Source organism: Ekhidna algicida (genome assembly GCF_051379705.1).
Classification (GTDB): domain Bacteria; phylum Bacteroidota; class Bacteroidia; order Cytophagales; family Cyclobacteriaceae; genus Ekhidna.
Window position 1 is genome coordinate 3,842,007 of sequence record NZ_CP179868.1, and the last position, 22,266, is coordinate 3,864,272.

Sequence of the window (22,266 nt, forward strand, 5' to 3'; positions counted from 1 at the left end):
TTGGTAACGCCAATGTAGAAAATGAAATCAGGTCCGATCTTCGCTCATCTCCCAAAAATCCTCACATATGTAACAAGTAGCTTTTGAGAGCTCTAAGAGCCTTTTTTTGTGAATTTTGAAGGTGTAGCACCGTACTTTTCCTTGAAGCACTCGGTGAAATAGGAGAGGCTATTAAATCCACAGCTATATGCTGTTTCCGCAACATTCATATGACCATTGGAAAGTAGGGTGGAGGCCCTTTGAAGTCGTAAGTCTCGAATGAATTCGCTAGCTGAGAAGTTGGTTAAGGCTTTCAATTTGCGGTGTAGCTGCATTCGACTCATTGCCATTTCTTTCTGAAATGACTCAACATTAAACGCCTCATCTGCTAAATATTTATTGACGGTTTCCATAGCTTTTCTGATGAATGCTTCATCAGGTGAGGTCACTTCTATTTGTGAGGGCTCCAGCTTCAACGTCTGACTAAATTTTTGTTTGAGTTTGGTCCTTGATTCAATCAGGTTTTTGACTCTCACCAGCAGTTCATCATTGTCAAATGGTTTCGTTAAATATTCATCAGCGCCCGTGGTGAGCCCGTGAATTTTGGTATCACGGTCTGCCTTAGCGGTCAGTAGAATTACAGGTATATGGCTTGTTTTTTCACTCAACTTCACTGTCTTGCAAAGCTCCAATCCATCCGCCTCCGGCATCATCAGGTCGGAAATGATAATATCAGGAACATGTTTAATAGCGGATGCTATGCCTTCTTTGCCATTTATGGATTCTTCTATTTGATAGGTGCTTTCGAGTAAATGTCTAATGTGTGTGCGTAAGTCCGGATTGTCTTCTACAATCAGCGCAATCGGTTTCCCCTCATCTTCTGATCCATTGGCTGGCTGATTATCTACCCAATTAGCTTTGGCATTGTCAGGCAATGAAAACTCACTTTCCTGATCGGTAACTATCTCGAATGTCGCATATGCAGCCCTACTGATTGGAAAGGAAAAGGTGAATGTACTTCCTTCACTCGTTTTGCTTTGCACATCGATCTTCCCATGGTGCAGTGTTGAGAGCTCTTTTGTTAAAGCCAACCCAATTCCAGTGCCAGTCGTATTCGAATCGATGGACTTGCTTTGATGAAATCGCTCAAAAATTTCCTTCAATTCAGCTGGTGCAATACCTGGTCCACTGTCTTTTATGGAAATGGAAACTTCATCTTCTTTTTTGCTATAGACGATCAGCTCAACAGACCCATTTGCGGGAGTGAATTTAAAAGCGTTTGAAAGTAAATTTGTGAGAATTTTTTGGAGCTTATCTTCATCAAAATAAGCTTGTTCGGGGAGGTTATCTAAGCTAATGGTAAAATCAATTTTCTTAGCCAATGCCAATGATTCGAACGAGGCAGTTAGTATCTCCAAAAATTCTTTGAGATTCCCGTGTCTTACATCAAGCGTAAGTTTTCCAGCTTCTAACTTTGATAGATCCATTATTTGATTGGTCAGCTCCAGGAGTCTGGTTGCATTCTTTTGGATCAGTCCCAAGTCTTTTCTAGTTCCAGTAGGAGGATTTTCACTCAGTAATTTTTGAACAGGACTGAGAATCAGAGACAGAGGCGTTCGAAATTCGTGAGAGATGTTGGTAAAGAAAGATGTCTTTAAATGATCCAGATCTTTTAACCTGTTATTTGCCCTAGCTTTGATTTTGTACTGATTATAAATCACACCAAGAAGAGTAATGAGCAGCACTGCTCCCAATAGAAGGTAATTCCGAAGACTTTCTTGCCTTTGTATCTGAAGACTGGATATCTCATTCTCGGCACTTAGTAAATCTATTTCTTGCTGTTTTTGCTCGTTTTGATACTTTTCTTCTAGCTCAGCTATTTTTTCCTCATTTCTAATAGTTTTTAAACTATCACTGAATTGTTTGAAAGCGACCTGATATTCATAGGCCTTCTTATAATCTTCTACAGAAGCGTAGATGTTGCTAAGTATTTGGCTGATGTCATTCTTAGCCGTCACCATATTGATTTCACCAGCCAGCATGTCGGCTTCTAACAGTAGAGATATTGCCTTATCGTGTTGATTAAGCTCCTGATACGTCATGCCCATTGCGATTAAACTGAAACACCTTCCGACCTGATGCTGGATCTGCTCTCTTATTTCCAGGCTTTTTTGATACTCTATGAGGGCATCATTATATTTCTTTTGATCGAAATAGAGATTTCCGATGCTGTAGAAGAGATCAGATATTTGATAGTCATTCGAAAGATTCTGATTGATTGCTAACGCCTTATTAAACATGGCTAACGCCTCATCAAAATTTCCAGATTTTTTTTCAACGATACCGAGGTTCTTATAGATAAATGCGAGATGGTTAGGGTTGCTATTATCTCCTTGCTTTTCAATCGCCTGTTGGTAATATTCTCTGGCTTTTTCTAGTTGGTCAAGACTGGCGTATGTAATTGCTATGTTAATTAAAGAGACTTTTTGAATGCCATCGTCACCCATACGCAGGCTTATTTGATAGTGCTCCAATGCTTTTTGTAGCATTGCCTGATTCAGATAGGTATTGCCAATGTTATTATTCACACTTCCTATCGTTACTGAATCTCGGGCCTCTATCGCGAGCTCTTCTACCTTCTGAAATTGCTCGATGGCTTGCTGCCAGTCACTCACCTGATTGAAGGTATTGCCAAGCCCCATGTAAGCATCCATTAGGCTGGATTTATTTTTAATGGATTTCGAATGCTCAATGGCACTTTTATAATACTTAAATGCTGAATCATTTTCTGAACGAAGGCGATAAATTCCCCCTAATGTTATGAGAGATTGGGAAATACCTTCTTGGTAATTAATTGACTCACTAATGAAGAGTGCATCATAGGTTTGCTGCAACACCTTTTCCTGATCGGTATAGTAAAGGTCTGTGAAATAATAAGCCAATAGAATATTGACTCGTGAAGAGTCCGGCAAATCTCTTTTATCCAGAAGCGTATTAAGTGAATCAATCTCTGACTGACAAATGGTAATTAAAGGAATTAGTAGTAATAAGATTGGTGGGAAAAGTCTGGATAGCATGGTTGGATTTTACCCTTTAATATAGGTAAAATCTATTTTTATAATCAGTTAAAATGATTCATCGTTCTTTCCAATCCAATGGTGCAGAATGAATGAATCGCTTCAATAGCTCTATCCATGTTGAGAACTAGTTCATCCATTTCTTGTTTAGAAAAAGGACTAAGTACATAGTCTACCTGCCTACCTTTCGAAAAAGCATCACCCACCCCAAATCTCAATCGGGGATAGTTTTGGCCTCCGTTCAGTTGTTCAATATTTTTCAGCCCGTTGTGCCCTCCTGCTGATCCGCGTGGTTTCAATCGAATTTTGCCGTATGGAAGGGCGATATCATCTGTGATTACCAACATGTTTTCCTTGGGTATCTTATGTTGCTGCAAGTAGTGATTCACCGCTTTTCCACTGAGATTCATGTAGGTAGTTGGTTTGACAAGATGAAGCGATCGCCCTTTGTATTTTGTCTCGGCTGTAAATGCCAGCTTATTCATTTCAAACTTAGCACCTTGCTCATCTGCCAATCGATCAAGGACTAAAAAACCTATATTATGCCTGGTCAGCTCATACTCTGCTCCAATGTTCCCCAGACCTACAATTAAATATTTCATTTTAGAGTAAAAATCCCGACGCGAAGGTCGGGATTAAATTGATAGTTTAGAAATTTTTTGAAACTTGGTTATCGTCTCCACAGCGCTTTTTATAAGCACGGATAAAATCTATTGATTTGGAAAATAAATCTTCAAATCTTCATATACCCGTTTATAGAATATCCAGCGTTGGCTGCCTTTTCTATGGATATGTTCATGTTGGTCGTATTCATATGCGAGCAGACTATCTACTTGTTTGTAGCAGTCAATGATGTTCTGCAACGGAAACTCTTCTTTTAGCCATTCATGTAGACCAGGTATGATGAATGGTTTGAGTTTTAATTTCATAAGTTGCTCAACAAGCTCAGCTTGCCAGTAATGATCAAAATCGGTCTTCATGATTAGCTGAATCGATACATCACCATGATCCTTTTCATATTGACGTTCTCGACTTTCCCAATTGTCGCTAATTCCAAATTTTGCTTTTCCATTGATGTCGACGACATATAGTATCGCTTTGCAATTCCAATCTGATATTTCCATTTTAAAAACTATAATTCCAACTGGCTAAAATTATTTTGTTCGGAGTGAATAGATATACCAATTTTCCTGAATGTGCCGTAGAAACTAGGCTTGTACACCGATTGTATGCCAAAAAAAAATCCCGACTGGAAGGCCGGGATTAAAATTAAAGTTTTGAACTCTTTATGATTCAGAAGACTCCTCTGCAGCTGGTGCATCTCCGCCTTCAGCTCCTTCAGTTGCCCCTTCTTCACCTTCTTCTTCTTCACCTTCTTCGTCCTCCGCATCTTTTCCTCTAAGAGCCCGTGGTACTTCGATACCTGCAAGCGTCACTAGCGGACTGTTCAAAATTTCGTATTCGCCTACTTCAAGTTCGCCAACCTTGATTGACTTACCTAAACCTAGCTTGGACACATCTACTTCGATGTATTCTGGCATGTCCTTAGGCAATGCTTTGATCTGCAAGTATTTTACTTTTCGGATCAACTTACCTCCTTGCTGAATTCCAGGAGCAATTCCTACTGGGTGAACAGGGATGTTCATCTTAATAGGCGTTCCTCTGAATAGCTGAAGGAAGTCAGCATGCAAGATGATTTCACTTACCGGGTGGAACTGAACATCCTGAATGATTGCTTCGAATGGTTCTGGTTCTCCTTCAATTGTCAATAAAGCAAAGTGCGCTTCGTCAGTGTATACAAGGTCTCTAAACAAGATCATTGGAGCGTAGAAATGAATCTGATGATCGCCACCGTATACTACGCATGGTACCATTCCTTCTTCTCTTAAGCGCTTCGCTTCTGTCTTGCCGAGATTTGCTCTTTTATACCCTATAATCTCAACAGTTTTCATAATTGAATTTGATTTAAAATATGATTATTTAATAAATAATGAACTAATGGATTCGTGATCGTGAATTTTGCGAATTGCTTTTGCAAAAAGCTCTGCCACGGTCAGTACTTTGATTTTGGAAGACTCTTGCTTCTGAGGAATTGTATCCGTGATGATCAATTCTTCCAGAGCAGACTCTTCAATATTTTTATAAGCATTACCGGAAAGAACTCCATGAGTAGCAAAAGCTCTTACAGAGTTCGCTCCCTTTTCTTTCAAAAGTGTACCTGCTTTACTTATGGTTCCAGCGGTATCAACCATGTCGTCTACCAATACAACATCTTTTCCTTCCACATCTCCAATCACCTGCATGGAAGCAACTTCATTTGCGCGCTTTCTGTGTTTGTCGCAGATTACCATATCCACTTCAAAAAGCTTTGCGTAAGATCTTGCGCGAGCCGTTCCCCCAACGTCAGGAGAAGCGATGATCATGTTTTCAAGATTCAGGTTCTTGATGTATGGATAAAAGATGGCTGATGCATCTAAATGATCAACAGGAATATCAAAAAACCCTTGAATTTGCCCGGCATGAAGGTCGCAAGTCATGATTCTGTCCGCACCTGCAGAAGTCAAAACATTTGCAGCAAGCTTAGCAGCTATTGAAACTCTTGGTTTGTCTTTTCTGTCTTGACGCGCATATCCGAAATAAGGGACAACGACTGTGACGTATTTGGCACTTGCTCTGCGAGCAGCATCTATCATTAACAAGAGTTCCCAGATATTGTCGGCAGGAGGTACAGTCGGCTGGATGATGAACACGTCAGATCCACGAACCGATTCGGTGAAGTAAACACCCATTTCGCCATCACTGAAAGTTTGTTTTTCACTAAGACCGAGAGGCTTGCCGTAATTGTTAGCAATTGATTTTGCTAATTCGGGATGAGCTGAGCCTGAGAATATCTTTACTGATGACATTTTAAGCTAAAATAAATCCCGCCTTTGTTAGCGGGATTTGGTTTGTTGTTCCCATTGGAACTTGTTGGCCTACTAGGGCTCGAACCTAGACTCTTCTGGACCAAAACCAGACGTGTTGCCAGTTACACCATAGGCCAATATTGGGTTGTTTTTTCAAGTGTCTGCCCTTCACTTCCGTCTAAACGGACGGCAAAATTAGTTCATTATGACAAAAATAAAAATGTTATAATCGATCTTTTCCAATATTGAAAATCAATACGAGTTACTCAGATAGAATATTGTTTGTATGAGAACTTTTGAAAGATGTCATTAGCTTTATTTCTGATGACATTAGACAATCTAGAAGGAGCTTTTCTTTATGCATCCATTTTGGCGCTAATCTATCTCGTTGCAATTAGCTTCCGCCGAAGCAAGCTGAACATTTCGGAGATTGGTTTTAGGATGATCATTCTGGCTCTCTGTGTTGAAGTATTTGTAGAGTGGCTGTTCTTTACAGATCTCATTAGAGTGTATCCACATTTCATGCGAATGAATACACCTTTTGTCATGATTTTACCTTCATCATTTTATCTGTGTATCGAATCAGACCTCTCCAGTCGACAGAAGTTTATTCGCTATGACCTGATTCACCCTCTGATTTTCGTGTTCTTTGTGATTCACCTTCTTCCTTTTTATTCCCTTTCTGCCGAGGAAAAAATCGAACTCTACGACGTATATCTTACAGGAACCAGGATTGATACTTTACCTGTTGCTGCCATTTATCGAGCTGTGCAATTTTTGGCATTATTCGGAATTGTCTGGCAATTATTGAGGAGAAGTATTTCTAACTGGGGTATTAAAGTCAAGGTAATTTCGGTGACCTATATTTTGCTGTGGGGGATGGATCTCTATCGGTTTTTTGGACCTTGGAGTGCCTATGCTCCATACGATGGATATTACCTAATCACTTTCTTATTGCTAGTCATTTATCTTGAATTGATTGGAGCTTTCGAAAAGAAGAATATCAAATATCATACCTCAGGTATCGGTAAACATAAAACCGATGAGCTTGCAATTAGAGCAAAGGACTTAATTGAAACAGAAAAGCTATTTAAGAATCCAAAATTGACACTAGCTGATTTAGCTACCAGACTTGAGGTGCACCATAATTATGTCTCTCAAGCCGTAAACAGTCATTTTGGTATGAGCTTTAAGGAATTGATAAATTCATTGAGAGTGGTTGAAGCGAAAAAACTATTACTCGATGAAATCAATGATCGACTGACTTTCGAAGCTATTGCTGAAATGGCTGGATTCAATTCAATTTCTAGCTTTAATGCTGCATTTAAACGTATTGTGGGGGAAACGCCAAGTGCGTTTAAGAAATCAAAACAATGAGAAACTGAATTTCTGCAACATGTGCAGCCGTTTGAGCCTCTTATTTAATTGCTAATCAAAATTCACAAGATTGAGAAACCTGGGAGAAGGACAGTACTTTGGGATGGCTGGCGAATCAGCTGAAAATGAGATATTTAAGTTGAGCATGACTCACTATGAAAAGGGTGAACGGCTAGACTATCATGATCATGATAATGACTACATAAGCATTCTGACCAAGGGCGAATATCAAGAGAATGGGCTGGAAAATTTAAATAAGGTTTTACCAGGACATGTTCTTTTCCGACCGAAATACTATAGCCACAGAAATGAATTTAATAATCAGGAATCCACCTGTTTCAATATTGAATTCAAACAAAACTGGAAAGCAGCTATTGATACCAAATTGAATCTGCCTTCCAAATTTGTGCAATACGAAACGGGAAGGTTCCCCGCTCTCTACAAGGCGTTAGTAGCTTTCAAGCTTAATCAGCAAATTGACCATATATCTGAACACATATACGATTGGCTGTTTTCTATTCATCAAGCTAAGCCAGTGAAATTGAGAAGAATGTGGGTTGACAAAGTTGTCGATATCTTGAATAGTGAGTTAAGTGAGTTTCATACACTGGGGTATCTTGCGGAGCAGGCATGTGTTCATCCCGTCTATTTGGCGCGAGCTTTCAAAGAGGCTATGGGTTGTACGATAGGAGAATATCAGATGAATGCAAAGCTTTCTAAATCCATATCTGAACTTTTAACTTCCAATAAATCTATCTCAACCATATCTCATGCCGGAGGCTTTTTCGATGATGCACACTTTATAAGGTCTTTTAAGTTGAGATATGGGATTTCTCCATTTCAATTCAGGAAAAGAGTTCATAGTTAATCTGATACAATTATTTAAAGACGCCAGTAGCCAAATTTGAATTCTAAAACTCAAATTATGGACAAACTCAACTTTACAATATCAGGACTACTCTTTTTACTATTTCCACAATTACACTTTGCTCAAAGTACAGAAAACACACTTCCTTTCGATGAAATATATGCGTATGGAATGGATGCGAATGTGACGCCAATTTTCGATTTAATTAAGAGCAAATCGGAAATCACAGAAGCGGAAAAAGAATTTGTTGAAGACTTTCAAAAAAGGTTTGGAGGAGATGTAGATAGTGGTAAATATGCATCATCCGGTGATCTCGAAATTGATCAATTGCTATCTATTTTCCGTGAGTATTGGAGAAAGTCATTATTGGATCCAGAAAGTAACTATATGATGGATCTAGGAAAAGAGGTTATTCCTTTTCTCATAAAAAACTACTCCAAGTTTAACAGCCCGACTCAGCGTGATAGCTTAGGGAATCACTTAGCTGATTACATTAGAAGTAAAGGCTTTCATACCACAGAGCAAGTCAACCCACAAGGAAGGCTTGTAGATCTTATAATCTGGAGAGAGCAAGTGGACTCGGTGTTTACAGTTTCAATAAGTAAAACTGAGACCACTAAGGTAAATGTGGTAATGATGGATGACTTTGTTTCACTCGGCTGGATTGAATATGCAACCCTTGGAAGACATCATCCAGGAGGGTGGACGACTGAAGATGCTTTGTATTGTGTGATAAAATCATATGAACTTGAAAGTGAAAGTTTCAATGTAAGCTATCTGGCACATGAAGCGAGGCATTTCCTTGATAAGCAACTTTGGCCTGACTTGAGTGCCGCAGATCTGGAATACCGATCTAAATTGACAGAGCTAAGCCTGGCAAAAAAATCCACACATGAGCTTATTGATTTTTTCATAAACAACTCAAATGTCTCAAGTGAAAATGGACATCAAGTAGCCAATCATTATTTGATTCAAGGGTTATCGAATAAGTTATTTGACAATCAATCGGTCAGAGATATCTCAAGGTGGGAAAAGGTTAAATTTAAGAAGATCAATAAGGCCGCAGTTGAGCTGCTCAAGGCTCATACGAATTTACTTGATGAAGCAGGTACTGAGGCTCAAAATATCATTGCGGAACAGTAAAATTAACTATTCAGATTTTGCCAGTATTTCAATTTGATAAACATTGTGAGCTTCAATAGTAGACTTATCTGACAGTAATTACGTCTAATTGAGGGATAATCAAACCAAGTTCAAATGAAATCTATTGCGCTAACCATCCTAGTATGCCTGGCCATGAGCCTTTACTCAAATGCCCAAAATAATGAACTTCAAAAAAAAGAGGTCAATACCGGCAATACTTCCTTCTTTTATCATGTCTCACCGGAAAAATCTGACGCTGTTGTTCTGCTTTTTCATGATTGGTTTGGGGTCACAGACCTTAGCTACGAAATGGCAGACAGATTAATTGAAAAAGGAATAGATGTGATCATAATGGATTTATACAAAGGTCGATCAGCGACTACCAATCAAGAAGCTGGCGGGCTTATGAACTCGATAGATCAGGCTAATATGTGGGAATACATAGACACGGTTTTAAAAAAGGCAGGTAAAAATCATGAACAGATTTTTGTCTGGGGATTTAGCCTGGGCACCATACCAGCTTCGCAAACAGCGATTAAGAACAATGAGATTGTGGATGGTCTGATCCTTTTCTATGGCAATGTGACTCAGGACAAAGAACAGATAGCAAAAATCACATTTCCAAGCTTGATGGTGATGGGTGCAAAGGACAATCCCCAAGGTGCAATTGGCTATTATGAAAATGTAACAAAGGCAGGAGGACAAGCCCGGCTATTTATTTATCCTGAAGCACGACACGCCTTCGCTCAGAAGCTATTCAATGCCGGTGGCAATTACGATGAGAAAGCCAAAGAGGCAAGCCTGGAAGTTGCTTTTAGATTTCTAAGTGAATTGACTGAGAAATAATGTATTATCTCTCGTTTTACGCTCGCAAATCAATGTTAAATAACTTATTCTGAATGCTCTTTCACCCATTCAAATGCGTTAGCAAATGGCTCCATCCATGGCGATACCTCAGCTCCTTCAAGGCCGGATTTGTAAGGCCAGTTCCACTGGAATAGTGATCGTTCCAAATGCGGCATGATCGCTAAATGTCTGCCATCTTTTGAAGTCAGCGCTGCAGTATTGAAATCACTGCCGTTTGTATTACCTGGAAATTCAGAGTAGGAATACTTTACCGGAATGTGGTAATCACCTTCATTTCTAGAGAGTTCAAACTTACCTTCTCCATGTGCTAACCAAATTCCAAGTTTTGATCCAGCCATTGATTGTAGCATAATTGAGTTGGTTTCCTCTATGTCAACGCTCACAAACCCACACTCAAATTTTTCGGAACTGTTGTGGAGCATTTTCGGATGGCTTTCTCCCATTTCCGGATATATTAAGCCAAGCTCCATCATAAGCTGACATCCGTTGCATACTCCCAGGCTTAAAGTGTCTTTTCTAGCATAAAATGCATCGAGAGCAGCCTTTGCTTTCTTATTGAAGAGGAATGACCCAGCCCAACCTTTGGCAGAACCTAGTACATCGGAATTGGAGAACCCTCCTACAAATACAATGACACTAACTTCACTTAAATCTTCTCTTCCTGTAATCAGATCTGTCATGTGAACGTCTTTCACGTCAAAGCCAGCTAGCCACAATGCATATGCCATTTCACGATCACTATTCACACCTTGCTCTCTTATAATTGCTGCCTTTATTCCAGATTTGTCTTTCCGGTTGAAATCAAGATTGAGCGATGAAGCCTTACCGTCGAATCGTTTTGGAAATGAATAGGAGAGTGGCTGACTGAATCGGTTTTCTGTACGCGCCTTAGATACAGAAGCTTCTGTTTGCTTCAAGTCTAGCAATGCCGATGTTTTAAACCAGGACTGTCGAGCTTGATCAATATCAAAGTTATGAGTGAAAGCTCCATTGCTCACACTTAATTTTCTCTCCGGAATCAACCCACCAATGTTCGTGAAGTCAACCCCAGCATCACTCAGTATCTCTTCTGCTTTTGAATCAGCGATTTGGATAAGAAGTGCTGGCTTCTCTGAAAAAAGCACTCTAATGCTATCTACCTCATTTAGTCCAGATAGATCTACGTCCAGTCCACCCTTGATATTCGCAAAATTCATTTCCAATAAGGCAGTGATTAAACCGCCAGCTGAAACATCATGACCAGCAATCACTAAACCTTCATTAATCAGCTTTTGTACCGCTTCAAAAACAGAAACAACAATGGCTGCTTGAGCTTCTGGTGTATCGCTACCGATTTTGGATTGTGTTTGAGCGAATGAAGATCCGCCCAACTCAAATGAACTACCGGAAAAATCGATGTAAAGTAGTTTGGAGTCTTTCCTTGTATAGTCGATAACCGGACTTACCGTTTGATTGATGTCAGATACCTCAGCAACCGAACTGATTATCACCGTGCCAGGAGCGTAGACTTTTCCTCCATCAGGATACTTCTGAGTCATCGACATGGAGTCCTTTCCAGTGGGAACATTGATGCCTAGTTCACAAGCGAAATCACTTATCGCTTTTACGCCCGCATATAATCTGGCGTTTTCCCCAGTGTTCTTTGCTGGCCACATCCAGTTGGCACTTAATGAAACACCTTTCAAGCCGTGCGAAAGTGGTGCCCAAACCAGGTTAGAGAGAGATTCAGTTATAGACAGTCTGGACCCAGCACCAGCGTCTATCAAGCCAGGTATAGGTGAGTGCCCAATTGAAGTGGCTATTCCTTTGTTTGATTTAAAGTCTAATGCCATCACACCAACATTGTTGAGTGGCAATTGCAATTCACCGCAAGTCTGCTGTGTGGCTACTCGTCCTGTTACACAGCGATCTACTTTGTTGGTCAGCCAGTCTTTGCAGGCAACAGCTTCTAATTGAAGCACTGCGTGCAAATACGCTTCAATATTAGCTTCTGTGTAGTTGATATTATCAAAGTTGGGCTTTTGACTATTGTCTTCAAGTATCGTCTTGGGAGAGGAACCAAAAAGGTGATGCAGTTTGAGATCGAAAGGAGAGGCTTCTCCATTATTTTCAAACTTTAATTCATTGTTAGAGCCTGCTTCACCTACTTCGTAATAGGGAGCACGTTCTCTTTCTGATACCTTACGTAGGTATTCAGCGTCCTGATCTTTGATCACCAATCCCATTCGTTCTTGTGACTCATTACCTAAAACTTCCTTAGCAGAAAGCGTCTCGTCACCAACCGGAAGTTTTTTAAGGTCAATGACACCACCAGTCTCTTCCACCAGTTCGGAAAGACAGTTGAGATGACCTCCTGCTCCATGATCATGAATGGATGTGATGGTATTGTCGTCAAGTTCTACCATTGCACGAACGGCATTGGCAACTCTTTTTTGCATTTCCGGGTTGGAACGCTGCACTGCATTTAATTCTAAAGCTTGATTAAATGCTCCGGTATCAACAGAGGAAACAGCTCCACCGCCCATTCCAATGCGATAGTTATCACCACCCATTACAACGATCTTTTCTCCTGCACTTACCGGCTTCTTTTGCGCTTCCTTCTTCTTGCCGTAACCAACTCCGCCAGCCTGCATTATGACTTTGTCGTACCCGTATTTCTTGCCGTCTTCCTCATGCTCAAACGTGAGCACACTACCACAAATCAATGGCTGCCCGAATTTATTACCATAATCACTGGCACCATTTGAAGCCTTGGTAAGAATTTCTTGAGGTGTTTGATACAACCATTTTCGTGGAGACTTTTCCCAGGTCTTTGGATCATCCAACCTCGAGTAAGAGGTCATGTATACGGCTGTCCCGGCAAGCGGAATGCTTCCTTGACCTCCGGCCATTCTATCCCTGATTTCACCACCAGAACCAGTTGCAGCACCATTAAAAGGCTCTACTGTAGTTGGGAAATTGTGGGTTTCAGCTTTGAGCGATATCACTGACTCAAATTCTTTGGTATCAAACCAATCGGGTTTATCCTGAGTTGCAGGTGCGAATTGCTCCACTTTTGGTCCTTGGACAAATGCTACATTGTCTTTGTAGGCCGATACCAGATAGTTTGGGTTTTCTTTTGAGGTTTTCTTAATCCATTGGAACAACGAAAGTTCTTGTTCTACACCATCGATAATGAATGTTCCATTGAAGATTTTATGACGACAATGCTCTGAGTTGATTTGAGAAAAACCAAAAACCTCAGAGTCGGTGAGAGGCCTTTCAATTTCTTTAGACACTTTCTCTAAGTATTCAATTTCTTCGCCACTTAAGGCAAGTCCTTCCGCCTCATTGTAAGCAGCTATGTTATCAATATGCTTTATTGGTTCTGGGGTACGATCCAGAGTGAAAATAGATTGATCAAGGTTTTCATACACCTGCTGAAGCATTGGATCAAAGGCGCCGGCTGAAGATTCGGTTAGGTATGTTTCAATTCGTGAGATTGTATGAATTCCGGCATTGTGGACAATGTCCGTCGCATTGGTGCTCCAGGGAGATATCATCTCTTTTCTTGGCCCAATGAATTTGCCTGAAATGATATCGTCACTTTTAGGCTTAGCTCCGGAAAAGAGCCACTCTAGTTTTAAAAGTTCATCGGATGTAAGCGGTGAAGAAACGCCAACGGCGATAATTGCGTCTTCAGAATTTTGGAAGAATTGAATCATTGAAGGAACCTCGTTTTGAAGTCCGCAAAATTAACCTTTTTGTAAGGTTTGACTTACTACGATTTCAACAATTTCCTAACGGATTTTCGCAATGCACTTATTGACATGAAATTGTAGCCAATAATCACTTTTTCGATAGTGCCTTCACGGTTAACCACAAAATGAGTAGGATAGGATCTGACATTTAATTCAAGACAGAAGTCTTTGACATCAGGCACAATTTCATAGTTAAAATCCCGCTTGTTCAAAAACTTATTCACCAGTTCATTGCTCTCAAATGTTGGTGCCAGAAATACGATTTCTTCATCTTTGAATTCTTCTACCATCTCATTCATCTCCGGCATCTCCTCGATACATGGCCGGCATCTTGTAAACCAAAAGTTTATGACAAGAATTTTGCCTTCTAAATTCTCCTTGTTGTAGGTGGTTCCATCCATTGCTGTGAGTTCAAAGTCAGGGAACAGCTTTCCTTTCATTTTTTTTACCTCCTTCTTGGCTTCTTCAACTTGCCTTATCTGTTCTTCAGTGGGTTGAGCCATGGAACAGAATGCCGGAATACAGCAAAAAATGATCAGTAGTGTTTTCATTTAGAGGATCGATTTAGAATCAATTTAGCTACTTCTGGCTTAATAAGCTGATGATGCTTAAGTGGCAACACTTCTACTTTGAATCTTCCCATAGTTTCTATTATGGGTAAAATTTTTTCAGGTTTGATAATATGATCTCTGCTTCCCAGGATGATCCTCCTTTCAAACGTCTGCATTTGAAATAGCCTGGATAATTGTTTTTTGGAATAGCCAAGAGATTTAAAATTGTTCCAGGAAATGTAGACACGCCTTCGATTGTCATGATCTCCCAATTCTTTACGAACAAAGTCTCCAAGATATGGGCTAACGACTCGGTACTTATCATTAAAGCGCATCAGTTTTTCCAGCAAATTTGGCTGAAGCATCACGTATTTGAATATCCATTTGATGCTACGGTTTGTTGCTAGCTTAAACCAAATAGTAAGAAAAACACCATCTGGTGCAATCAGAGTTATTTCCTTTGTTAGTTCGGGTAGCGCAAGCGCAGAAGCAATCGCAAATCTTCCACCCAGACTGAATCCAACAATCGAGAATGAATTGATCTTCTCTTGCGTCAAAAACGACTTCAGGTAGCTCTTCCATTCTGCTTTGGAAAGCCTTTCATTTTCTCTCTGACTACTACCGTGATGGAACAGGTCAAATGCATATATGGTGTACTCATGGCCTACTTCTTTTACCCAATCTTTAAAAATTTTATTATTCTGTCCAAAACCATGAAAGGCCAATAATATCTTATCTCCATCGCCATATTTAAAATAATATAACTGTCCACTTTCTCTTTCTATACACGTCATTGGTTTGAAAAATCGGTCAAATAATCGGCTTGGTAAAAAAAATCTCATAAATAATGAACAAATAAATATTCTATGCGTTGATTTGCACGAAGGAAACTTTAAGCTTACTTAAAGTTTCCGTGGTTTTTACACAGTAGAATAGACGTAAATAAAAGATTTGGAGGCAAAGGAAAAGATATTGAACAGTGCAGAGGAGCTCTTTATCCAGTATGGGATCAGGAGTGTGACCATGGATGACGTAGCTCGTGAGGCTTCAATGTCGAAAAAGACGTTATACCAATATTTTGATAACAAGGATGGACTGGTTTCAGAGGTTGCTTTGAACCATTTTGAGAAAGAAACGAAGGAGTTTGAAGAAATCTATGGACAATCCAATGATTCCATTCATGAGATATTGCTTGTTTCACAATGTTTAAGAAAGCATGTGTTTCGCATGAATCCATCACTACTCTATGACATGCAGAAATACCACGGCAAGGCTTGGGATAATTACCAGGAATTCAAGCATTCTACCATTCGTGGACATATTGAGCGAAACATTGAACGAGGTAAAGAGGAGGGCTACTTTAGAGAAGACTTGGATGCTAAAGTCCTATCGATACTACGAGTCGAAGGTGTTCAGTTGGTTTTCAACACAAAGATATTTCCTCGAGAAGAATATGATTTTCCGACCGTTCAGCTTCAAATCCTTGACCACTTTGTTCATGGCTTGCTTACCGATAAGGGACGAAAGAAATACGAAGAATATATAAATCTAGAATCTACCAATCACATACTCTAATACTTTTATGAGAGGGATACTATCACTATTAATAATCATCAGCACTTCTATGGGAGTGCTTGCGCAGGATAAGGTCAGCCTTACTCTGCAGGAATGCATCGACTATGCGTTGGGTAATAATGAACAACTAAAGATCAAGCAACTTGACAAGGAGATTGCTGAAGCTGAGGTTAGGAAAACCATTTCTATGGGTTTACCGCAGGCTAATGCCAATATTGGCTTGAATTACAATTTTGAACCACAAAGAAGTCTTATTGATATCAGCACCTTCGATCCAACAGTTCCGGTAGGTACTGAGCAAGAAGTTTCATTTGCCCAAAACTATGATGGAAACATTGGACTATCAGTGGATCAGCTACTTTTTGATGGCTCATACTTTGTTGGCTTGCAAGCTGCAAAAACATACAAAGAACTATCCACAAAGGAGCACGTCAAATCTCAAATTGATATTGCCGAAGCTGTGAGTAAGGCATACTACAATGCTTTGATTGCTGAAGAGCAGTTAGAGCTTTTAGAGAAGAATATGTCTAGACTGGATACACTTCTTAGGGAGACTGATCAAATGTATTTGGCCGGGTTTGCAGAAAAGGTGGATGTAGACCGAATACGAGTGAACTATAATAATCTAAAAGTAGAATACAGTAGGTCTAAAGAGCTCAAAGACATCAGTCGCAAACTGTTAAAGTTTCAAATGGGAATGGATTTAAATCAGCCAATTAATTTGGCTGAAACTCTTGAAGAGGTGAGTGTGGAGGTTCCGGTGGTACCGTCTGAAACTTTTGATTACAATCAAAGAATCGAATTTTCTCAGCTTGAAACCAATCGCAGCTTGGCATATCTGGATTTGAAGAATAACAAAGTCCAATATTTACCAAAGCTGTATGCCAGACTAGGTTATGGTTGGAACACAGCCGCTTCAAGCAGTAGTGATCTATTCGTCTCAAGAAGGTGGCTAGACAATGGAGTTGTTGGTGTGACAGCATCTATTCCAATATTTGATGGTTTTCTAAAGAGCAATAAGATCCAGCAAAACAGACTGCAGGTAAAGCAGATTGAAAATCAGATGTCCTTTGTCAAGAAAAGCATCGACCTGGAAATTGAGCAATCCCAGATTAGCCTGAGCAGTCAATTAGAAACACTAGAGGTACAAAAGCAAAACATGGAGCTTGCTCAGGAAGTCTACGACATTTCAAAAATTAAATATCAAGAAGGTGTAGGCTCAAACATTGAAGTAATCAATGCTGATGCTTCTTTGAAAGAAGCCCAGACTAACTATTTGAATTCGCTGTATCAAGCGATCACCTCACAAATCGAACTTAAGAAAGCATTAGGAACTCTTTATAATAACTAAGATCATGCGTAAGATCAATCACATACTAACACTATTTGTCGCATTCGCAATTGTTGCGTGCGGAGAAAACGAATCAACCATCAGTTCAATTTTGGCTGAGGGAGATATGGAAAATATTCGAGCTAAGAAGAAAGAACTTTCTGCTCAACACAAAGAATTGGAAGGACAAATGGCACTGTTGGATTCTGCTATTGCAGCTAATACAGAGAATTCCAATCTACCATTGGTGACCACTTTTCAGACAAGCATTGCAGAATTTTATCACTTTGTAGAACTGCAAGGTGATGTAACTACAAAGCAAAATCTACTCATTTATCCAGAAGCAGCCGGTACTTTAGTTAGAGTACATGTAGAGGAAGGCCAGCGTGTACAAAAAGGTCAACTTCTTGGTACCATTGATGATGGAGGATTAGAAAGCCAGCTAATTCAAATGAAAACACAATTGGATTTAGCCAAAACCACATTCGAACGTCAACAGAGATTATGGGACCAGAAAATTGGTAGTGAGATTCAGTATTTACAAGCAAAAACCAATTATGAATCTCAAAAGAATGCGGTTGATCAAATGAAGAAGCAGCTTGAGAAGTTTTACATCCGCGCGCCATTTTCTGGCGTTATTGATGATGTGATTAAGGATCAAGGCACTGTGGTCAGCCCCGGACCAGGCGCAGAGATTTTCAGAATAGTTAATCTATCGAATATGTATATCGAGGTTTTGGTCCCAGAAACATTTATAGCGAGTGTAGTTCCCGGTAAAGACGTGAAGGTATTCTTTCCAATCATTAACAAGACCTTAGAGGCAAAAGTGAAAGAAACCGGCAACTACATCAATCCAAATAACAGATCATTTAATGTACGCATTCCAGTTCCAAACCAGAACGGCATGATTAAGCCAAACCTTACCGCCAAGGTTCATATAAATGACTACTACAGCGAGGCGGCCATACTGATTCCGCAAAGTGTAATTTCTGAAAATGCAGAGGGAGAGCAATATGTATATGTAGTAAGAGATGTTAAGGGTGACAAGACCGCAACAGCACAGCGCGCGATCATTACTACTGGTAAAACACAAGATGGAAAAGTTGAAATTCTTTCTGGAATAGGCAGTGAAGAAAACATCATTTTGGAAGGCGCAAGAAGTGTGAAGGATGGTCAACAAGTTAAGATTCTAAACGACTAAGAAAACATGGCGGATTCCAATAAGAAAAAAGTAGATAAGGAATTTCGACTATCATCGTGGGCAATTGACAACCCGTCAGTTATCTACGTAATGATTGCCATATTCCTGTACATCGGATTCTCTTCGTATCAAGCAATGCCAAGAGAGGACTTTCCAGAAATAAAGGAAACAAAGATTTACATAAGCACTCCATTTCCCGGTAATACTGCTGAGGATATTGAGCGATTGATTACAGATCCATTAGAAGACGAGCTGAAGAATGTTAGTAACGTAGTTGAAATTACTTCAACCTCTCAAGAAGATTACTCCATTATAACAGTCGAGTTTGATGAGGAGATTACTGTAGAGTCAGCTAAGCAGAAAGTAAAGGACAAAGTTGATGGAAAGAAAGCTGGAGAAGATTGGCCATTATTCAATGGGGCCAAGGTAGAACCTAATGTGTTCGACTTGACCCTGTCTGAGGAAATGCCAATAATGAACATTAATATTTCCGGAGATTACCCAGTAGGCAAGTTGAAGGAGTTTGGCGAGTACCTCGAAGATGAAATAGAAGATCTTCAAGAAATCAAAGGAGTGGATATTAGAGGTGCACAGGAAAAGGAAGTTGAAATTGCTGTTGATGTGTATCAAATGATGGCTGCCAAAGTGAGTTTTGGAGATATATTAAGTGCGGTTGGTAATGGCAACATGACTATGTCCGCTGGCAACATCAAGTCTGGTGGGCAAAGACGGACTATCCGCGTTTTAGGTGAAATTAAATCACCTCAGCAGCTGGAAAATTTTGTGGTTAAATCCGAAAACAATGCTCCCGTTTATCTAAAGGATGTAGCCAAGGTCAGCTTTAAAGAGGAGAGTAGGACTACATATGCCAGAGAATTTGGACATAATGTTGTAATGCTGGACGTGAAAAAACGTTCCGGTAAGAACATGATTAATGCTGTAAATCAGGCAAAGGAGATTGTAAGAAAAGCCAAGAAGGACATATTTCCTCAGGATTTAGAAGTAACCATTTCGAATGATTCATCCGCTCGTACGCTTAATCAGGTGAACGATTTGGTGAATAACATCATCTTCGGAATTATACTCGTAGTGTCTGTACTAATGTTCTTCCTTGGATTCAGAAATGCGCTCTTTGTAGGGTTTGCAATACCAATGTCAATGTTCATGTCTTTCGCAATCCTGAATACCATGGGATACACACTGAATACCATGATACTGTTTGGAATGATTATGGGATTGGGTATGCTGGTGGATAATGGAATTGTGGTTGTTGAAAATGTATATAGACTAATGGAAACAGAAGGTCTGTCACGTATTCAGGCGGCTAAGCGAGGCATAGCGGAAATTGCTTATCCAATCATTATATCTACAGCAACTACAGTGGCAGCATTCGTTCCATTGGGATTATGGCCTGGATTGTTTGGTCAGTTTATGATTTACTTCCCAATTACACTTTCAGTAGTTCTCGGGTCATCATTATTTGTGGCGATCTTCATGAATTCCATGCTGGTCTCTAAGTTCATGGAAATAGGTGATAAAGAACTAACCAAGAAGCAATTATTCAGACTTACGTTTATACTCGGTGGTTTTGGTACTTTCATTTTAATTGTAGGCGGAGCAATGAAAGCCTTAGGGACCATTATGCTTTTCACTATTGTGATGTTTTGGCTCTACAAATATGTGATCAAAAAAGCTGCGAATGGATTCCAGAGAAATATCTTAGTCCGATTTGAAAATTGGTATGAGCGAAGGTTAAAGCATGCGGTAAGAGGTAGTAATGTATACTGGTATTTCACAGTCACATTTTTCATATTAATATCTGCTTTCATATTTTTCGGGATGTCAGTTGGAGCTCAAAGAACTAAAATCGAGTTTTTCCCTGATAATATCCCTAATCAGATCATAGTATATATTGAATATCCGCAAGGAACTGCGATTGAAAAAACTAATGAAATAACCAAAGAGATAGAGCAGCGTGTTTACGGAATCATTAATGAGTCTGAATACATGGATGGGGACTTCAACTACTTGGTAGAGTCATCAGTATCTCAAGTAGGAGAAGGAGCAGGAAACCCTCAGACTGATGGAGGTTCATCAGCAGAGATGCCTCACAGAGCGAAGATCACAAGCTCAATGAGGGAGTTTAAATATCGAAGAGGAAAGGATACGGAGCAGTTGAGACTAAAAGTACAAGAAGCTTTAGAAGGTATATATCCTGGTGTCTCTATTTCAGTCGAGAAAGATGCCAATGGACCTCCCGCCGGTTATCCAATTAACATTGAAATTGAAGGTAGCGATTATGATGTACTAATCGGTGTAGCTGAGCAGATGAGGAATTTCATCAACACAAAAAATATTGCTGGAATCGAGGAGCTCAAGATTGATGTAAACAAAGGCAAGCCTGCAATGGAGGTTTCGGTTGACCGTGAAAAAGCTGGAGAACTTGGCGTCTCAGTTGGTCAGGTGGGTAGTCAACTTAGGAGATCATTATTCGGAGAAAAAGCTGGTGTTTATAAGGTAGATGGTGAAGACTATGATATCAATGTTCGTTTTAATGAAGATTTGAGATACAACAAAAGCGCACTTTTCAATCAGAACATCATCTTCCGAGACCAGTCAAGTGGCAAAATCAAAGAGATTCCTGTGTCAGCTGTGGCTACTCAAAAGAATACTTCTTCCTTTAGCGCAATTAAGCATAAATCAAATAAACGTGTGGTTCTGGTCTATTCGGGATTAAAGCCAGGGTTTACAGATGCAGCTGCAATCGTAGCAGAAATTCAGGAAGAGATGCAAGAATTCGATGGATTACCAGATGGCGTAAAGATCGATTACACAGGTCAAATAGAAGAGCAGAACAAGCAAATGGCATTTCTTGTAGGTGCATTCTTTTCAGGACTTGGCTTGATTGCTTTAATTCTAGTTTTTCAATTCGGTGGAATTTCTAAGCCGTTGATTATTATGATAGCCATTTTCTTGTCATTCATCGGAGTTTTCTATGGACTGATTATTACTGGATGGTCATTCGTAATTATGATGACAATGATGGGAATTATATCACTTGCTGGTATTGTGGTGAATAATGGCGTAGTGCTGCTGGATTATACCCAGCTGCTCATAGACCGAGAGAAGGAAAAGAGAGATTTAGGCAAAGAAGATTATTTATCTAAAGATGAAGTAAGAGACATTGTAATAAAAGGTGGAAAAGCTAGATTGAGGCCAGTTATTCTGACAGCCATAACGACAGTATTAGGCCTTATCCCGTTGGCAATTGGTCTAAATATCGATTTCTATACATTAGTCACAGAGTTTAATCCAAATATATTCCTGGGAGGTGACAATGTTATTTTCTGGGGCCCATTGGCATGGACAGTGATATTCGGGTTAGTTGTAGCTACCTTCCTTACGCTAATTATTGTCCCGGTGCTATTCACTATAGCTTATCGAATGAAGTTCTGGTTCAATAGCAGGAAAGTGTCTAAAGAAGTTTCATTGGCCGAACCTGTGTGATTGCAATGAAATTTCAATTAAAATTTTCATTAACCTTTGCTAGAAATTTCACGTTAAGACAAGGGACGAAAAGGATATATTCTTACTCAGAATATATTGTCGGTTAGGTTTAAGTTAATAGTATTCCCCTCGGATTACCCGAGGG

The 22,266-nt window shown here is 39.8% G+C and carries 16 protein-coding genes and 1 tRNA gene; 8 read left to right on the forward strand and 9 right to left on the reverse strand.

The window, feature by feature from the left end; all coding sequences use genetic code 11:
• Nucleotides 1–92: 92 nt before the first annotated feature.
• From ACL8WY_RS17400 to ACL8WY_RS17425, 6 genes are all read right to left on the reverse strand, one after another.
• Entirely contained in the window at nucleotides 93–3,056 is a 2,964-nt protein-coding gene (locus ACL8WY_RS17400; RefSeq protein ID WP_436516036.1) for a hybrid sensor histidine kinase/response regulator transcription factor, read from the reverse strand.
• A 44-nt stretch (nucleotides 3,057–3,100) separates the two neighbouring features.
• Nucleotides 3,101–3,658, reverse strand: coding sequence for an aminoacyl-tRNA hydrolase (gene pth, locus ACL8WY_RS17405; protein WP_436516037.1), 558 nt, complete (start codon nucleotides 3,656–3,658; stop codon nucleotides 3,101–3,103).
• Between the two features lie 108 nt (nucleotides 3,659–3,766).
• Nucleotides 3,767–4,180 carry a hypothetical protein gene (locus ACL8WY_RS17410; protein ID WP_436516039.1) on the reverse strand — a complete coding sequence of 138 codons (414 nt, stop codon included), beginning with the start codon at nucleotides 4,178–4,180 and terminating at the stop codon, nucleotides 3,767–3,769.
• A gap of 162 nt (nucleotides 4,181–4,342) precedes the next feature.
• Entirely contained in the window at nucleotides 4,343–5,008 is a 666-nt protein-coding gene (locus ACL8WY_RS17415; RefSeq protein ID WP_436516040.1) for a 50S ribosomal protein L25/general stress protein Ctc, read from the reverse strand.
• A 24-nt stretch (nucleotides 5,009–5,032) separates the two neighbouring features.
• Nucleotides 5,033–5,962, reverse strand: coding sequence for a ribose-phosphate pyrophosphokinase (locus ACL8WY_RS17420; protein WP_436516041.1), 930 nt, complete (start codon nucleotides 5,960–5,962; stop codon nucleotides 5,033–5,035).
• Between the two features lie 64 nt (nucleotides 5,963–6,026).
• Nucleotides 6,027–6,099: transfer RNA gene (locus tag ACL8WY_RS17425), tRNA-Gln, on the reverse strand.
• Between the two features lie 166 nt (nucleotides 6,100–6,265).
• Here ACL8WY_RS17425 and ACL8WY_RS17430 point away from each other — a divergent pair.
• The 4 genes from ACL8WY_RS17430 to ACL8WY_RS17445 all read left to right on the forward strand — a co-directional run bounded on the left by ACL8WY_RS17430 (nucleotide 6,266) and on the right by ACL8WY_RS17445 (nucleotide 10,196).
• Complete coding sequence (locus tag ACL8WY_RS17430; protein ID WP_436516042.1) at nucleotides 6,266–7,339, forward strand: helix-turn-helix domain-containing protein; 1,074 nt, start codon at nucleotides 6,266–6,268, stop codon at nucleotides 7,337–7,339.
• A 70-nt stretch (nucleotides 7,340–7,409) separates the two neighbouring features.
• Nucleotides 7,410–8,207 (forward strand): helix-turn-helix transcriptional regulator, encoded by a 798-nt coding sequence (locus ACL8WY_RS17435; protein ID WP_436516043.1) that lies wholly within the window; start codon nucleotides 7,410–7,412, stop codon nucleotides 8,205–8,207.
• 57 nt (nucleotides 8,208–8,264) lie between these two features.
• Entirely contained in the window at nucleotides 8,265–9,350 is a 1,086-nt protein-coding gene (locus ACL8WY_RS17440; RefSeq protein WP_436516044.1) for a hypothetical protein, read from the forward strand.
• A gap of 114 nt (nucleotides 9,351–9,464) precedes the next feature.
• Complete coding sequence (locus ACL8WY_RS17445) at nucleotides 9,465–10,196, forward strand: dienelactone hydrolase family protein (RefSeq protein ID WP_436516045.1); 732 nt, start codon at nucleotides 9,465–9,467, stop codon at nucleotides 10,194–10,196.
• Between the two features lie 44 nt (nucleotides 10,197–10,240).
• On the opposite strand, the gene purL is transcribed toward ACL8WY_RS17445, so the two are convergent.
• The 3 genes from purL to ACL8WY_RS17460 are packed head-to-tail and all read right to left on the reverse strand — an operon-like array spanning nucleotide 10,241 to nucleotide 15,302.
• Complete coding sequence (gene purL / locus ACL8WY_RS17450; protein ID WP_436516046.1) at nucleotides 10,241–13,921, reverse strand: phosphoribosylformylglycinamidine synthase; 3,681 nt, start codon at nucleotides 13,919–13,921, stop codon at nucleotides 10,241–10,243.
• Nucleotides 13,922–13,977: 56 nt separating this feature from the next.
• A complete protein-coding gene (locus tag ACL8WY_RS17455) occupies nucleotides 13,978–14,508 on the reverse strand; it encodes a TlpA family protein disulfide reductase (protein ID WP_436516047.1) in 531 nt (176 codons plus the stop codon).
• On the reverse strand, nucleotides 14,505–15,302 hold the full coding sequence (locus ACL8WY_RS17460; protein ID WP_436516048.1) for an alpha/beta hydrolase: 798 nt from the start codon (nucleotides 15,300–15,302) through the stop codon (nucleotides 14,505–14,507). The genes ACL8WY_RS17455 and ACL8WY_RS17460 overlap by 4 nt, the downstream gene beginning before the upstream one ends.
• Before the next feature lie 157 nt (nucleotides 15,303–15,459).
• On the opposite strand from ACL8WY_RS17460, the gene ACL8WY_RS17465 reads away from it, so the two are divergent.
• From ACL8WY_RS17465 to ACL8WY_RS17480, 4 genes are read left to right on the forward strand one after another with little or no spacing between them, the layout of a single operon-like run.
• A complete protein-coding gene (locus ACL8WY_RS17465) occupies nucleotides 15,460–16,083 on the forward strand; it encodes a TetR/AcrR family transcriptional regulator (RefSeq protein ID WP_436516050.1) in 624 nt (207 codons plus the stop codon).
• A 7-nt stretch (nucleotides 16,084–16,090) separates the two neighbouring features.
• Entirely contained in the window at nucleotides 16,091–17,434 is a 1,344-nt protein-coding gene (locus ACL8WY_RS17470; protein ID WP_436516051.1) for a TolC family protein, read from the forward strand.
• Between the two features lie 4 nt (nucleotides 17,435–17,438).
• Nucleotides 17,439–18,614 carry an efflux RND transporter periplasmic adaptor subunit gene (locus tag ACL8WY_RS17475; protein ID WP_436516052.1) on the forward strand — a complete coding sequence of 392 codons (1,176 nt, stop codon included), beginning with the start codon at nucleotides 17,439–17,441 and terminating at the stop codon, nucleotides 18,612–18,614.
• Between the two features lie 6 nt (nucleotides 18,615–18,620).
• On the forward strand, nucleotides 18,621–22,121 hold the full coding sequence (locus ACL8WY_RS17480) for an efflux RND transporter permease subunit (protein WP_436516053.1): 3,501 nt from the start codon (nucleotides 18,621–18,623) through the stop codon (nucleotides 22,119–22,121).
• Nucleotides 22,122–22,266: the final 145 nt, after the last annotated feature.